Below are 14,963 nucleotides of genomic sequence, written 5' to 3' on the forward strand. Positions count from 1 at the left end.
GTCGCACACGCGACTCGGGGACTCCCCTCTCGGGCGACACCCCCGACCCAGCCGCCGTCCGGCGGCATACACCGGAAGGCGGCGCCCCGTGATGACGTTCGCACCCATCCGCCCCGAGGTCGACCTGGAACTGATCTTCCCGGCACTCAACGAGGAACGCCGTCTCCCGTCCACCATCGAGGTCACGGTCGACCATCTCTCCGACCGGCCCTGGACCTCCGCCATCGTGGTCGTGGACAACGACAGCGCCGACGGCACGCATGACGTCGTAGAGCGTTTCGCCCGCGCGCCCGTCCCCGTGTACGCCATCGGCTGCAGCGATCATGGCAAGGGCGCCGCCGTCCGCCGGGGCATCTGCACCTCCTCGGCCCGATACGTGGGGTTCGCCGACGCCGACAGCGCCACCCCCATCGAGACGCTCGACGCCGTCATGGCACTGCTCGAGGAAGGTCACGCGGCGGTCATAGCTTCCCGACGGGCTCCGGGCGCACGCTACGAGATCGAGCAGTCCGCACTGCGCCGCTGCGGCGGCTGGGTCTTCAGGCGACTGGCCCGCATGTCCCTCCCCGACATCGCCGACACGCAGTGCGGCTTCAAGTTCTTCGACGGGCCCCTCATCCGCCAGGTCGTCGGTGACTGCCATATCGACGGGTTCGCCTTCGACGTGGAAATCCTCGCCCGCCTCGCGCGCTGTGGACACCGAGTGACAGAGGTACCGGTCGCCTGGTGCGACGTGCCGGGATCGACCTTCTCGGCTCGCCGGGACGGTCTGCGTTCGATGGCCGACCTGATCAGAATCTCGATAGCGCGGTGACCGCCATGACTGCACTGAACGAGCTTGCCCGAGCAGACATACTCTTCCTCAACTGGCGCGATCCCTCCCACCCGCAGGCCGGCGGCGCCGAGGCGTTCTGCTGGGAAACCGCCCGCCGTTTCAGCGAAGCGGGCGCCCGTGTCACGGTGTTCACCGCGCGCCACCCGGGGTCCTCTCCTTACTCCGTGTCCGACGGCATACGGATTCTGCGCGACGGCGGCACCTACGGCGTCTACGCGGCAGCGGCGCGGCATCTGCTGCGCCATCGGCACGCCTACGACGCCGTCATCGACTGCCAGAACGGCATCCCGTTCTTCTCTCCGCTGTTCACGCCGCACTGGACCGCCGACCTGTGCGTCGTGCACCACGTCCACCAAAGCCAGTTCGACATGCTTCTGCCCCGGCCACTGAACATCGTCGGCCGGCTCCTGGAGAAGCAGGTCAGCCGTCGCGTCTACCACGGTCGGCCGGTCGTCGCGGTGTCTCCCTCCACCCTGGAGGGGATCCGGCGTGAACTCGGCTTCCGCAACCCGGTCTACGTCGTCCCCAACGGGAGCTCGCTCGCTGGTGCGCCCCACGGATCAGGCGGGCCCGTCGGCGTTTCGCGCAGCCGGACGCCGACCATCGCCGTCGTCAGCAGACTCGTGCCGCAAAAGCGCCTGGACCTGCTGGTCCACGCCATGCCAGCGCTGATGCACAAGATGCCCGGCGTACGGCTCGACATTGCTGGAGACGGTGGTGAACTGCCCCGCCTGCGCGACCTCGCGACGCGAATCGGTGTCTCGGACGCCGTCGCTTTCCACGGCCGGGTGACCGACGAGCGCAAGTGGGAGATGCTCGCACGGGCATGGCTCACTGTCGTCCCGTCCGTCGCCGAGGGTTGGGGTCTCACCGTCATCGAGGCCGATGCCGTCGGGACTCCCGCTGTCGTCTTCGACGTGCCGGGATTGCGCGATGCGGTCCGGCCCGGCCGCACCGGATGGCTTCTGCCGCCCGAATCCGACCTGGCCGGCGGCATCGCCGACGCGTTGGCAGAGCTCACCGATGCCGCCACGCGGGAGCAGATGGCGGGCCGATGCCGGTCCTGGGCCGCAACGTTCTCCTGGGACGACACCTCGGAGCGACTGGCCGCAGTGGTCCTGGAGGAGATGTCGCGGACCCGGCGGCATCGGCGCTCGCGCCGCCGGCCGAGCGATCTCTGCGTCATCGGCAGCTTCCGGGTGACCGACGGCAACGCGATGGAGCAGCTCCTGCAGCAGGCCCTGCGGCTGACCGACGGCTGGAACCGGTACGGCGACACATTCCGGGTGCTCCTGCACGGCTGCGACGAGGTTCGCGCCGCAACGGCCCTGCGCCGCCTGGGCGTCCGGCCCAGCGAGCTCACCCTGGCGAGCCGCCAGGACGTCCTGGTGGGGACGGCCGGGACCACCGCCACGGAACCGGCGACCGGCGAACCCGTGCCCGAACGGATCGACGGAACCGGCCCGTCCCCCGCCCGCCTCGGCAGCGCCCACAGCGAAAGCGACCGCACCACACCATGACCTCCATACGCATCTCCGCCCCCCACACGGCCGCACGGCCGGACGATGTCACGGCCGTGCAGGGCGCCCGCTGGATCACCGCCGCGTGGCTGACCATCGGAGCACTCAACTACGGTTACGCACTGCTGCTGACGCGGTTGCTGGACGTGGACGATTTCGCGACCTTCGCCGCAGGACAGGGACTGGTGCTGTGCGCGGCCACCATCGCTCTCGTCGCCATCCCCTGGGTGCTGGCCCAGGCCCTGGCACGCGCGCGTTCGCAGTCCGAGCGCGGCGACGCCGTGAGGTTCACCGTGGTGATCGCGGTGACCGGCGGCGTTCTGGCCGGCGGCACGGTCGCCCTGGTGGCCACGCAGTTCGCCGGTGCGGCCACTGTCGCCGCGCTCGGCGTAGTCACTCTGCTCATCTACATCACGCGGGTCAGCGGCGGCTGGCTGCAGGGCACCGAGCGGATGCGGACCCTGGCCGGCGCCCTCACCGGTGAGGCGGCGCTGAAGGTATTCGTCGGCCTGTTCCTCGTCTCGGTGCTCGGGCTCGGCGCCACCGGCGCCCTGACAGCGTTCGGGATCGCGGCGGTCCCCCTCCTGATCTGGTGGCCCTATCGGATGACTCGCGGAGGCGGGCGGTGGGCTCAGGCACGAGCGAACCGCGACCTGTGGCGCCGTGCTCTCGAACTGGGCAGCGTGCAGAGCCTGGTGGCGCTGATGGCCACCGTCGACCTGGTCCTGGTCACCCTGCTTCCGGCGGGCGCAGCGGCCACCGCGAGCTATCAGGCGAGCGTGATGATGGGCCGGGCGCCACTCTTCCTGGCCAGCGCCATCTCGGTGGCCTTTTTCCCCGCGCTGTCCCGTCGCCGCATGGGAACACCGCTGGCCGCGAGCGCCATGCGGATGTACCTCATCGTCGCCCTCCCGCTCACGGCCGTCTACGCGACCACACCACCCGATGTACTCGACGTGATCTTCCCGGCGAACTACGGCATGCTGAGCAGGCTAGTGATGTTCACCGGGGTGTCGGGGTTCGCCATCGGCGGTATCAACCTCGTCTCGACCTTCTTCCAGGCGGTCAACGACCAGTCCTGCCAGCCCCGTCAGGCCGTCGGAGTGCTGCTCTTCCTCGGGGGCCTGCTGCTCGGCTGGCGGGCCGGAGGAGTACTCGGACTGGCGATCGGCGGCTGCGGCGGCGCCCTGGCGGCGTTGCTGCTGCTGGTGCATCTGCTGGTGCGCAGGCAGGGGTTCCACGTCTTCGCCCAACTGCCGCTGGTCGAGCCGCTCGTCGTTACCTGCGTGCTCGTGGCAGTGCGTCCGGTTCCCGTGGTGTGGCTGATCGCCGCGACGGCCACCGGGATCGTGGCGACCGTACGTTTCCTGCGCCACCGGGCGACCGCCACCGCACGCGGATGGTCGGAAGGTTCAGGACCCGGTCAGGACACACCGGCGGAGTCCGCACGAGCGGACCGTGAGAGCACGGGTGCCGACCGTGATCCCGGCGAGGACGGCCCACGCCACGGTGACGTGCGTCCGCGTGGGGACACCGCTCCCGCCCCCGCCCGGCTTCTCCTCGACGCCGTATGGCGCCATGATGTCCGGCCCGCGGGGAACGACGAACTGCGCCGCGCGCTGGCGGCCGCCCGTGACAGCAACACGGAAGCCCTGCTCGCCCGAGCCTATCCACAGCAACTGGCCGAGACCGTGGCCGAGGTGGAGAAACGCGAAGCGTCCTTCCGCAGCAACGTGTGCGAGGCGACGGAGCGACTGCTGGCCGCGGGAATCCCGAGTGTCCTGATCAAGGCGGACGGGCCGGGCGAGCACGTGGGCGGCGACTTCGATCTGGTCGTCCCCGACGGCCGGTGGGCAGCGGCGGCCAAGACCCTGTCCGGCTGGTGCGTGCGCCGCGAGCGGTACTGGCTGGAGCGTTCCACGAAGGTGCTGCTGTGGCCGCCGAGCGGGCCGGCCGCTCACCTGCACGCGTCCGTGTCGTGGTTCGGCGTCCCGGTGATGCCCAACACCCCACTGTTCGCCCGCGCGCTGGCCGCGGACGACCGGCCCTGGCTGGAGCCCCACCCCGCCGACCGGCTGCGCATCTGGCTGGCCCACGCACTCTTCCAGAACCTGTCCTTCGAGCTGTCGGAGCTCCTTGCCATCAGACCGCTCCTGCAGCCGGACGTGATGGCCGAGGCCCGGCGGGAGTCGGCCCGGGAAGGCTGGGGCACCGCCCACAGCCAGGCCCTCGCCACCGCCATTGAGGCCGTCGGAAGGCTCGACCAGGGTGAGTCCGTCACCCTGCCCATGCCTCTTCCGGCCAAGGTCTCGCTTCACGTGGCGGTGGAACACACCCCCCGTCTACTGCGCGAGGGACGCATCGAAGGCGCCGTACGAGAGGCCGCTCTCAGGGTCCCGCTGTGCGTCGCCAAGAGCCGAAAGGCGGGTACCTCATGACCAGCCCACAGCACTCCTCACCCGTCCCGCACCGCCGTCCCGCACCGGGCATCCGCGCCACGCTGCGCAGGCGCCTGCGAACCTCGGACCGGCTGCTGGTGGCGGTGTCCGGCCCCGACGATTCCGGCAAGACCACTCTGGTGGGTCACGTCGTGGCGGCGCTGCGGCAGCGGGGCTGCACGGTCACGAGGACCTACTGCTACGGCTGCGTGATGTGCCGCCGGTTCCCGGGCCGTCCCCGGTCCGGACGCCCAACGGGCTCGCCGTCACAGCCGGGAACCTGGTTCGACGCCCTCCATGCCCGCGTCGACGCGTCCGAGACCGCCCTGCGGCTGGCCACCGCGTGGGTGCGGGCCGCCGTGCGCGGCCGGGCACTGGGCCGCCCGGGCGTGATCCTCACCGACCGGGGACCACTCGACTCCCTGGCGAAGTTCGACCCCCCGGCGGGCTCCCGGACCGCCGCGCTCTTCCGCCGCCTGGCCGGCGCGTACGACCTGACGCTGCTCCTCGAGAGTCCTGTCGGCGTGCCGGCCGGCGAAGCCGCGGACGACAGGAGGGACCCGGGACGGCACTGGCAGGAACGCTACCGCCGCTGGGCGCGCTCCTCGGCGGACGCGGTCGGCCTCGACGCGCGCGCCACCACGCCGGCTCTAGCCGCGGACGCCGCCATCCGGCTCATGTCGGCTCGCGGGGGCGTGTTGGGTGAGGAGCAGCCCCGCGCCGACGGCTCCGACGGGCGTGAAACGCCCTCGCGCGGGCGGGTGGTCATCTCGGCCTTCGACAACACCCAGAACACCGACTACCACGGCGGCGGATCGGCCGTGGTGGATCATGTGGCCCGACGTCTGGCTCAGGAGTTCGACGTCACCGTCGTCACCGCGGCGCGACATGGCGGAACACAGGTGCGCGACGGTCTGCGATACCACTTCGTGCCCGTCTCCTGGGCCGGTCCGCGGGCCGCCCAGCTGCTTTTCCAGGCGGCGCTTCCCCTTGTCGCCCGGAGGATCCCGCACGACGTGTGGCTGGAGAACTTCACTCCCCCGTTCACGATGGGTCTGCTGCCCCTCTTCGCCAGAAAACCCGTCGTCGGGATCAACCAGTGCCGATGCAGCGAGGCCACTTGGCGGAAGTACCACATCCCCGCCTTCCCCATCGAACACCTTGCCCTGCGCCGCTACCGGGACCTGGTGGTCCTCAACCAGGCGGACGCCGCCGACGCCCGGCGCCACAGTCCGAAGGCGGCGGTGCACCTGATCGAGAACGGTGTCGACAGGCAGCACGTCGAAGAGACCGAGTTCGGCGGGGGCGGGCACATCCTCTTCCTGGGCCGGGTCGATGTGAAGCTCAAGGGCCTGGACCTGCTGCTGGCGGCGTACGAAGCGGCTGCCCCGGTCCTGCCGCTGTACATCGCCGGACACGGCACGCCGACCGAGGAGCGCAGAGTGGAGTCGCTGCTCGCCCGAACGAGTGGGAACGTCCACTGGCTCGGCTACGCCGACTCGGAACGCAAAGAGCAACTGCTCAGGGAAAGCGCCTTCATGGTCATGCCCTCGCGCAGTGAGGCGTTCGGCCTCGTCTCACTCGAGAGCATGGCCCACGGCAAACCGGTGATCCACTTCGCCCTGCCGTCCACGGGCTGGATGGAGGGCAAGGGAAACGTCGGCGTGCCCCCCTTCGACGCCGACCGGATGGCCAAGGAGATCGGCCGACTCGCCGCGGATGCGGACCTCCGCCGTGCGCTGGGCCGTCAGGCGTATCTGGCCGCGCAGCACTACACCTGGGAGGCGATGACCGACCGGTACCTGACCATGGTGCGGAACGTGCTCGTGTCCACTGCCACGACCCTGGAGTTCCCACCGCGGGAGGTGATCGTCAGTGGCTCCTGACCTCCTCACCACCGTGGTGCAGGGCAACGTCCCCCTGGTGGTTCTATCGCCCCACCTCGACGACGCGGTGCTGTCCTGCGGAGCGCTGATGGCGCATGCCCGGCAGCATGTGCCCGTCACCGTCGTCACGCTGTTCACGACCGGGGCCCCGCCGCCGTACACCCTGTCCGCTCGCCGATTCCTGCGCATGGCCGGGATGCGTGACGCCGAGGAGTTGTACGCCGCTCGCCGCGCCGAGGACCGGGAGGTGCTCACGTCCATGGGCGTCACCTGGCGGCACGCGGGCCTCACGGAGGGACTCTTCCGCCGCAAGACCCTTCTCAGGACGGGAGATACCCGCCGACCGAGCCGGCTGCTGCCCGAGCGCGACCACGTCTATCCCACCTACCGCGGACACCTGGCCGCTGGCCGCATCTCCCCCCACGACAGCGACCTGTTGCGCACCCTCACCCATACCGTCAGGGCGCTCGCCGTCCCGGACCCGTCGGGCGGGGCCGGGCCGCTGCTGCTGGCGCCGCTCGCCATCGGCGGGCATGCCGACCATCTGCTGGTCAGGACGGCGGCCGAAATGAGCCGACGCCGCGTCGTCTACTACGGCGACTTCCCCTACAGCCGTCACCATGCCCTGGACGCCGACTTCGTACGGCACAACGACCTCCGCAGACGAGTCACCTGGACCCGGGGACTCGGCGCCAAGTCCGCCTCGATCCTCGGCTACCGCACGCAGACCCGGTCCATGTTTCCCGGCGGACACGTCCCGCTCGCCCCCGAGCTCTACCTCTTCCGCGAGGACTCCTCATGACCACTGTCGAAGCAAGACGTGTGCAAAAGCCCACGCCGCGACAGACGCGCCGTGGGGTGCCGACGAGTGTCCTGGCAGCAGGCGTCTTCCTGCTGACCGCGGGGCTGCGCTTGGTGAACGTGGGCCGTTCCGCGGACTTCTTCGTGGACGAGCTGATCTACCGGCAGCTCGGCGTCAGCGCCGCGCAGGGCGGATTCCCCCACACATCCGAGGGCCTGTTCTTCCTGCATCCCCCTGGCTACTTCTACGTGGAGGCGGGCTGGGGCAAGCTCGTCGGCATCAGCCCCGACGTCGTCACCGGCCTGTACCAGGCCCGGATGGTGAACATCTTCCTCGGAGCCATCACGGCGGTCCTGGTGCTGCTGCTGGTCAGCAAGGCCGGATCCCGCACCGCCGGTGTCGTGGCCGCCCTCCTGTTCGCCCTTGACCCGTACATCATCCGGCAGAACGACCGGGTGATGCTGGACACCCAGACCGTGATGTTCGTGCTGGCCGGATATCTGGTGCTACTGCCCCTCGCCCGCGAACCCCTGCCCGACCGGGTCCGCCTCAGGGCCGTGGCGGCCGGTCTGCTCTTCGGGCTGGCGCTGCTGACGAAGGACCACTCGGCGCTCATCAGCGTGGTGCCGTTGATCCTCGCGCTGATCCTCCGCTGGGGACCTCCCAGACGGCTGCTGCTCACCACGCTCGGAGCCGCCATCGTGCCGTACGGGCTGTATGTGGCACTCGTGGGCCTCTACGGCCACTTCAACCCGTTCTGGTACAACAAGAGCCACGGTGCCGCCCGCCTGATCGGGCTCGTCCAGGAGTCCGGGTTCCATGCCGCCGGGACCCCGTCGCTGACCAGTCGGCTCATCGACCAGGTGACGACCTTCGCCTCCACCTACGCGCTCCTGGTGCTCGGCCCTGTCGCTCTGGTGATCCTGCTGCGCCGCAAGGACCCCGTGCTCAGGATGCTGGCCCTGTTCCACCTGTGCGCCGGACTCACCCTGGCCTTTGCCCTCGCCCACGGGACGCTGGAGGAACAGGCGCTCTATCTGCTCATCGTGCCCACCGTGGTGGTGCAGGGCGCGGCGCTCGCCGTGGGGATCGAGCACTTCCGGCAGCGGGACGGCCGCCGGGTGCTGCGCAGCGTCCTGCTCGTGGCCCTCGTCGGCTTCCTCACCGCGACCGTCACCTTCTCGGGCGTCTCGTACGCCAAGGTGCACACCGGGCGCGACGACGGGTACGCACGGTTGCGCGGCTACATGGACAAGCATGTGCCCTTGGGCAGCGCCGTCATCGCGGCGGACGGCGGGGCCAGCGGCGGTATCTCGTCGTGGGCGCTGAGAGACAGGTACGTCATGGGCGACTGGGTCACGCCCGAGGCCCGGACCCGGGCGCACGCCCGTTATCTGGTCGTCCCCTGGAAAGTGATCGACCAGGGGTACGGCACGATGGACGCCCGCACCGCCCGGCTCCTCGCGGCCGAAGGTCACCTGGTGTTCGCCTTCCACGGGCGCTCCTACGGCACACTCGCGCTGTACAAGCTACCGCTGCCCGACGAGGCGTACCTCCGAGTCCGGGCAACGGCCCACGGCCTGCGGACGGGGGCCGACCATGGTCCGTGACCGCCGCCCTCCTCGTGTTCTGCTCCTCACCAGCGGCCCGGTCGACGGGGGGCGTGGAGGTGACACCGATCTCGCCATGGCACTCGCCCAGGGCATTCCACAGGTGCAGTACCTCTGGTTCCGCAGGTGGCCCGGGCTCGACGAGACGGTGAGGGGCCTGCCGGGGCGGCCCGTTCCCCTCCTGTCCCGCGATGGTGTCCCACGTCTGCCCGTGCGGGTCCAGGCGGCGGTCGCCGGGTGCGTGCTCACCCGAGGGTGCGACCTCGTGCACGCCGTGATGACCATCGGCAACAGCTTCCCCCCCTTCTCCCGACTCTGGCCGAGACTTGTCGGCGACACACCGGTCCTGCACACCGTCCCCGGCGTCATGAACCCCGCGTTTCTCGCGCGGTCACGCCCGCTGGGGCCCACCGTGGCGCTCTCCGAGGCCACCGCCGCGCAGATGCGCGCCGCGGGCTTCGGGGAGGTCCGGGTCATCCGGCCCGTCGTCCGGCTGGACGAGTGGCCCCTGCGGCCCCGGCCGGCCTCGGACAAGCCGACCGTGCTGGTCACAGGTCATCACGACCCGGGGGGCGGTGCCGAAGAAGCGATCGCCTCGGCCGCGGTCGCCGCTCGGGCAGGAGCCCGCTTCCGGCTGGTCCTCGCGCTGCGCGACCGGCCGGGACAGGACACCCGCGCGCTGGAGGAGAACCTGCGTGTCCGAGCCGCCCGCCAGGGCCTGCCCGAGACCGAAGTGCTCGGACCCGTCTGCGACATGCACGATCTCCTGGCATCCGCGGACGTCCTCCTCTACGTACCCCGGGCGCTCGGCGGCAAGGCGGACGTTCCGCTCACCGTGCTCCAGGCTCTCGCCACGGGGCGCCCCGTCGTGCTGAGCGAACAGCCGCAGTTCGAGTCCCTGCGCGGCACCGTGCTGCGGGCCGCCCCGGGCGACTGCGACCGGACCGGTCGTCTGCTGTGGCAGTTGCTGGACCGGCCCGGATGGTGGCAGAACCTGGCACAGCGGGGCCGCGCGACGGTCGAGGAGCGTTTCGGTGTGGCGCAGTTCGCAGCGCAGTACTCGCGCCTGTACGAGGAGTTGCTGTCATGACGTACCGAAGCCGGTCCGGCAGCGCGATCAGGCGCTCGCACTTCAGCCGGTGGGTCGTCTACGCGGTGGTCGCCGCCGTCATCGCCGCGGTGGTCTCCTTCATCCGTCTCGGCGGCGGCCCCGGCGATCACCACGAGCGGTACTTCTTCGGCACCCTGCAGACAAGCCAGCACACCGCCCGGGCGGACAAGGCACGCGGCATACGTGTGGCCCATCTGACGGTGTACTGGGGCCGGTTCGAACCGGCCCCCGGGCAGGTGGACCAGCGCTATGTCGCGGCACTCAAGCGGAAGCTGCGGATGTTCCGGGACGCGGGCCTGCACGTGGAGGCGGGCGTGGGCCTCAACAGCCCGCCGTCCTGGCTCCTCGGCAGGTATCCGGAGAACGCCTTCACCGACCAGGGCGGCGCGCGCTTCACCTCGAGCCCGAACCTGGTGTTCAGCCAGGAGATCCGCAACGAGGCGGAAGGCTATCTGCGCCGACTGGATCAGGAGATCGGTCTGGGCAACTTCTGGGCGGTACGCATCGGCGTGAACGGCACCGGAGAGTTCACCTACCCGCCACCGGACCCGAGCACGCGGGGCACCATGTCGTACTGGGCCTTCGACCGGCACGCGCAGGCGAGTGGGGCGGATCCCGGCCGGCCCGCGACCGTGCCACCGAACCCCTATCCGGGCTGGCGGCCGGGGCAACTCACCTACCACGGGGCCCCCTTCAGCACGCGCCAGGTGTCCCGGTGGTACGACTGGTACCTCGCCGCGCTCGCCGACGCGGTGAACTGGCAGACCAGGCAGTACGAGGCCCTGGGCTACCACGGACTTCTGCTGGTGCTCATCCCCGGGGGCGGGTCCTATCCGAGCGATCTGTCCGCGGCCGTCCGCGATCACCTCGGCGAGACGGCCGGCGCGGGGCTCATCAGCCGCGGCGCCGCTTTCTTCCGCACCATCGGGCTGATCGAGCACCGGCGCACCGTACAACTGGTCTCCACCGCGCTGGTGGACGGTTCGGGCACGCCCAGGAACAACACCTGCCGGTCCGCGGACAGCACCGTCACCCCGGACGCTCTCGCCCCGGGCCCCGAGGCCCAGGTGCGAGCGTGGTCGTCGGTGCGGTGGATCTCCCGGATCGCCGCACACGAGGGCTTCCCCATCAGTGGGGAGAGCGCGGGACCCCATGTGGCCGCCTACTATCCGGGCGTCATGAACGAGGCCGCACGCCAGCTGAAGTCCTGCGGACTCACGGGACTGATGTGGGCCTTCGACCACAACCTGTACGACGGCACTCCCGGATCCTCACTCGGGGACTATGCCTCGGTGATCGCGAAGTCGCAGAGAGGAGCCACACCATGACGGTGACCGTGCTCGCCCCGAACCGCCTCGGCACCGCGGACGTCGCCGCGTGGCAGGCCCTGCAGCGAGCCACTCCGGACCTGGCCAGCCCCTTCCTGTCGCCGGAGTTCACCCGGGCCGTGGGCCGGCACCGGCCCACGGCCCGCGTCGCCGTGCTCTCGGAGGGATCAGCGCCCGTGGGCTATTTCCCGTACGAGCACCACAGGCTGGGACTCGGGCTGCCCATCGGCAGCGGCCTTTGCGACGTGCAGGGGCTGGTACACGCGCCGGGGCTGGACTGGGACGTGCGGGCGCTGCTGCGTGCCTGTGGATTGCGCCTGTGGCGGTACGACCATCTCACCACGGGCCAGCGGCCCTTCGACAGCGGCGTCGTGCGCCGGTCCACGTCACCTGTCATCGACCTGACCGCCGGCTACGAGGCCTATGCGGCAGATCTGCGCAGCAGGTCGCCGGCCCGGACGAGGCAACTCGAGGCGAAGGAGCGTCGGCTGACGCGCAGCCTGGGTGAGACGTGGCTGGTGTTCGAAGAGGCGGCGCCCGAACGTCTCGAGACGCTCATGCGCTGGAAGTCGGCGCAGTACCGGGCGAAGGGGCAGGTGGATCTGTTCGCGAGACCCTCGGTCGCGGCGCTGCTGCAGGGGCTCATGCGCACCAGGTCGGCCACCTGCACCGGCACGCTGTCCACGCTGTACGCGGGCGACCGGCCCGTCGCCATGCACTTCGGACTGCGCTCCGAGCGAGTGCTTCAGTACTGGTTTCCCGCCTACGACCCCGAGGCTGCGCGCTTCTCGCCGGGCATCCTTCTCCTGCTCGGCATGGCACAGGCCGCGGCGGCGCAGGGCATCGAGTACCTCGACCTCGGAAAGGGGGACGAGCGCTACAAGCAGGAGATGAAGACCGGCGACCTGCCTCTGGGTGAAGGGTGTGTGACCCTGGGCACCTTGCCGGCCGCGCTCCGGCACGCCCAGGTGATGTCGGGGCAGAAGGTGCGAGCGATGGTGGCGGAGAGTCCCGCACTGCGCCGGATCGCACTCAAGGCCGTCAACACACGTCAGTCGGCCGACCGGTGAACCTGACGCCCACGCGGCGCCGCCATCACCTCTCCTGGAAGCGGATCATGCGCTTGACGGCGGTCCGCAGGCCGCGATCGACCGCGGAGACGGGAATCCGTTCCCGGTAGTACCGGGGAGAGACGAAGAGTTCCGCACCGAGGCCCTGCTTGAACTCGGCGAGCGACGCCCCCTGGCGGGATCCGCCCAGGTCGTATCGCAGGCAGCCGGCGGCGCACGCGTCGTCGATCGCCAGCCGGTGCAGCAGGTTGTTGGCCCGGACAGGATGTGCCAGGTCCCGGTTCATGGCCGCGTGCCACAACTTGGCGTGGTGACCGTGACGCAGGACGACGATCGCCGCGGCGGGCTCCCCGGCGCAGCGAGCCATCCAAATCGCGCACGACTCTCCGAGCCGGTCGGCGACCGCTTCCAGTCGTTCCCTCGGAAACGCGCGCTTCCTGCGCCACTGGGCGAGGGCCAGCGGTTCGTGCTGCCGCGCAGCCCAGCGCACGATCGACTGCTCGAACAGCTGGTAGAACTCCGGAACCAGCCGACCGGTACGGTCCACCTCTACGTCGACGTCCGAGCGTTCGGCGCGGCGAACACCGCGCCGAACGCTCTGATGGAAGCGCCGTTCCCAGATCGTGTCGAACCCGCCGTCCAGGTCGAGCACATGAACCGTGTGGTGGTCTTCCTGGAAGCCCGCGGGTACGGCGCGTGTCCACACCTCTGAGTCCTCGGGACGCAATCGCACACCGACCCGCAGGGCCGGTAGCCGCGCGAGGTCGTCGAAGACTGCCCGGGCTTCCCGTGGACCGACTCTCCCCGAGGAAACCGGCCCACCGATGCCCCACTCGCCCGGCCAGGACTCCTGCGCTGTCAGCAACCGCGGCCGCCTGCGCCTGGTCACCAGGGGAAACACGAGCCGACTGCCGCTCTCGAACTCGTACAACCGGCTGGCATCCTGGAACGATCCCGTTGCACACACGCAGTCGAGCCATGCAGGGGTCTGTGTGACGTTGGTCGCTGCATCCGTGTCGGCGAGCGTCCACCAGGTCTCCCGTGGTACAGGAGTCGTCACGTGCACGGGCCCGGCCGAAGTGTTGATCAGGAGTACAGCGGGTGCGTTCACGGCCTTTCCTGCCTGTCTGGCGGTGAGGCCCGCGAAGTCCGATTCGCGGATCGGGGAGCAATCTTCCCGGACTCACTGATCCTAGCCCGGGCGAACAAGAGGGACATCTCGAGCGTCATGCCCGGCCTGTCCGCGTGACGCTACGTACATTTACGTCGTACACTCGTCGCCAGGGGTTCGTCGGACAGCGAGGAGAGCAGGACGATGGTCAAAGCCGCCGGGTCCGACCCGGCCCGCCGCGCCAGCGACCGGGGCCGCTACGGCCGACTGAGCCGCGAGCGGGTGCTGACCAGCGCGCTGGAGCTCGTGGACCGGGAAGGCCTGTCTGCGCTGAGCATGCGACGGCTGGGCGCCGAACTCGGAGTGGAGGCGATGGCGCTCTACCGGTACGCGGAGGGCAAGGACGGCCTGCTGGACGGCCTGGTCGAGGCCCTGTACCTCGAGTTGGAGGCACGGCTGACCGCCGAGTCCGTCGACGGAGCCGAGGAGTCCGACTGGCGCGGCGGGCTCCACCGCATCGCGCGGGCGACGTACGACGTCTGCCTCACCCACCCCCAGGCGGTCCCCCTGCTGACCACACGCATGCTGGCGGTCCCGCTCGCCCAGCGCCCCCTCGCCGTCTTGAAGGATCACGAGAGGGTCCTCGTTCTGCTCTATGAGGCCGGGCTGGACGAAGCCCGCGCCTCCGCCGTCTTCCGCGCGTACACCGCCTGGCTCCTCGGATATGTGTCCGCGGAGCTGCGGCTCATGGTGGACAACCCGCAGGAGTCGGATCCCGCCTTCCGTCTCGGACTGCACCGCATGCCGCCGCAGGAGCTGCCCAGGCTCCGCCAGACCGCCCCCGCCCTCGCCGGACAAGGCGGGCCGGAGGGCCTGGCGAGCGGGCTGGACGCACTGCTCGACCGCTTCACCGAGGCGGGATGAATCCGGTGCGAGTGACTGCCGGCGAGCCTGGCCGCTGCCCGAGTTCCACCTCCACTGCCGCCAGGGGCTCTTGCAGCGCCGTCAGCCGGGCCAGGGTAGCCGGGCGGCCGTAGCCCCAGGGAGCAACCTGTCCGGAGGTACGCCCCGCCCCGCCGCGCCGCAACGCCCTTCTGCAGGGGGCAGCGGGCGACCAGGACCAGGCCGGGCTCTTCGCGCGGACAGCGGCTCGGCTCCGGCGTGCCCCACGCTGCCGCCGAAGGAGATGTTCGCTCGGTACGTCACCCCTGGGCCGCAGACAGCTGCGCGCATACAGGGACACGTCATGGCC

Annotated in this window: 11 protein-coding genes; 10 read left to right on the forward strand and 1 reads right to left on the reverse strand. The window is 70.5% G+C overall.

What is annotated here, in order from left to right; genetic code table 11:
• Nucleotides 1-91 precede the first annotated feature (91 nt).
• From ACI2L1_RS10890 to ACI2L1_RS10930, 9 genes are all read left to right on the forward strand, one after another.
• Nucleotides 92-814: a glycosyltransferase gene (locus ACI2L1_RS10890; protein WP_404738982.1), complete on the forward strand. Its 723-nt coding sequence runs from the start codon at nucleotides 92-94 to the stop codon at nucleotides 812-814.
• 5 nt (nucleotides 815-819) lie between these two features.
• Nucleotides 820-2,355 (forward strand): glycosyltransferase family 4 protein, encoded by a 1,536-nt coding sequence (locus tag ACI2L1_RS10895; protein WP_404738983.1) that lies wholly within the window; start codon nucleotides 820-822, stop codon nucleotides 2,353-2,355.
• On the forward strand, nucleotides 2,352-4,793 hold the full coding sequence (locus ACI2L1_RS10900; protein ID WP_404738984.1) for a lipopolysaccharide biosynthesis protein: 2,442 nt from the start codon (nucleotides 2,352-2,354) through the stop codon (nucleotides 4,791-4,793). Before ACI2L1_RS10895 ends, ACI2L1_RS10900 begins: the two co-directional genes overlap by 4 nt.
• Nucleotides 4,790-6,679, forward strand: a complete 1,890-nt coding sequence (locus ACI2L1_RS10905) for a glycosyltransferase (RefSeq protein WP_404738985.1) — start codon at nucleotides 4,790-4,792, stop codon at nucleotides 6,677-6,679. The genes ACI2L1_RS10900 and ACI2L1_RS10905 overlap by 4 nt, the downstream gene beginning before the upstream one ends.
• Complete coding sequence (locus tag ACI2L1_RS10910; protein WP_404738986.1) at nucleotides 6,669-7,481, forward strand: PIG-L deacetylase family protein; 813 nt, start codon at nucleotides 6,669-6,671, stop codon at nucleotides 7,479-7,481. Before ACI2L1_RS10905 ends, ACI2L1_RS10910 begins: the two co-directional genes overlap by 11 nt.
• Nucleotides 7,478-9,091 carry an ArnT family glycosyltransferase gene (locus tag ACI2L1_RS10915; RefSeq protein WP_404738987.1) on the forward strand — a complete coding sequence of 538 codons (1,614 nt, stop codon included), beginning with the start codon at nucleotides 7,478-7,480 and terminating at the stop codon, nucleotides 9,089-9,091. The genes ACI2L1_RS10910 and ACI2L1_RS10915 overlap by 4 nt, the downstream gene beginning before the upstream one ends.
• A 76-nt stretch (nucleotides 9,092-9,167) precedes the next feature.
• Complete coding sequence (locus tag ACI2L1_RS10920) at nucleotides 9,168-10,181, forward strand: glycosyltransferase (protein ID WP_404738988.1); 1,014 nt, start codon at nucleotides 9,168-9,170, stop codon at nucleotides 10,179-10,181.
• Nucleotides 10,178-11,530: a beta-galactosidase gene (locus ACI2L1_RS10925; RefSeq protein WP_404738989.1), complete on the forward strand. Its 1,353-nt coding sequence runs from the start codon at nucleotides 10,178-10,180 to the stop codon at nucleotides 11,528-11,530. The genes ACI2L1_RS10920 and ACI2L1_RS10925 overlap by 4 nt, the downstream gene beginning before the upstream one ends.
• Nucleotides 11,527-12,600 carry a GNAT family N-acetyltransferase gene (locus ACI2L1_RS10930; protein WP_404738990.1) on the forward strand — a complete coding sequence of 358 codons (1,074 nt, stop codon included), beginning with the start codon at nucleotides 11,527-11,529 and terminating at the stop codon, nucleotides 12,598-12,600. The genes ACI2L1_RS10925 and ACI2L1_RS10930 overlap by 4 nt, the downstream gene beginning before the upstream one ends.
• A 25-nt stretch (nucleotides 12,601-12,625) precedes the next feature.
• Here the strand turns inward: ACI2L1_RS10930 and ACI2L1_RS10935 are convergent, their stop codons facing one another.
• Complete coding sequence (locus ACI2L1_RS10935) at nucleotides 12,626-13,306, reverse strand: GNAT family N-acetyltransferase (protein ID WP_404738991.1); 681 nt, start codon at nucleotides 13,304-13,306, stop codon at nucleotides 12,626-12,628.
• A gap of 609 nt (nucleotides 13,307-13,915) precedes the next feature.
• Between ACI2L1_RS10935 and ACI2L1_RS10940 the strand changes: the two genes are divergently transcribed.
• Nucleotides 13,916-14,635 carry a TetR/AcrR family transcriptional regulator gene (locus ACI2L1_RS10940; RefSeq protein ID WP_404738992.1) on the forward strand — a complete coding sequence of 240 codons (720 nt, stop codon included), beginning with the start codon at nucleotides 13,916-13,918 and terminating at the stop codon, nucleotides 14,633-14,635.
• Nucleotides 14,636-14,963 lie beyond the last annotated feature (328 nt).

The sequence above is a fragment of the Streptomyces sp. NPDC019531 genome, assembly GCF_044903305.1.
Taxonomy (GTDB): Bacteria; Actinomycetota; Actinomycetes; order Streptomycetales; family Streptomycetaceae; genus Streptomyces.

Bases quoted from the DNA above. Each gene is read 5' to 3' on its own strand.
- ACI2L1_RS10890 (WP_404738982.1), top strand. From the start codon at position 92: ATGACGTTCGCACCCATCCGCCCCGAGGTCGACCTGGAACTGATCTTC.
- ACI2L1_RS10895 (WP_404738983.1), top strand. From the start codon at position 820: ATGACTGCACTGAACGAGCTTGCCCGAGCAGACATACTCTTCCTCAAC.
- ACI2L1_RS10900 (WP_404738984.1), top strand. From the start codon at position 2,352: ATGACCTCCATACGCATCTCCGCCCCCCACACGGCCGCACGGCCGGAC.
- ACI2L1_RS10905 (WP_404738985.1), top strand. From the start codon at position 4,790: ATGACCAGCCCACAGCACTCCTCACCCGTCCCGCACCGCCGTCCCGCA.
- ACI2L1_RS10915 (WP_404738987.1), top strand. From the start codon at position 7,478: ATGACCACTGTCGAAGCAAGACGTGTGCAAAAGCCCACGCCGCGACAG.
- ACI2L1_RS10920 (WP_404738988.1), top strand. From the start codon at position 9,168: ATGGCACTCGCCCAGGGCATTCCACAGGTGCAGTACCTCTGGTTCCGC.
- ACI2L1_RS10925 (WP_404738989.1), top strand. From the start codon at position 10,178: ATGACGTACCGAAGCCGGTCCGGCAGCGCGATCAGGCGCTCGCACTTC.
- ACI2L1_RS10930 (WP_404738990.1), top strand. From the start codon at position 11,527: ATGACGGTGACCGTGCTCGCCCCGAACCGCCTCGGCACCGCGGACGTC.
- ACI2L1_RS10940 (WP_404738992.1), top strand. From the start codon at position 13,916: ATGGTCAAAGCCGCCGGGTCCGACCCGGCCCGCCGCGCCAGCGACCGG.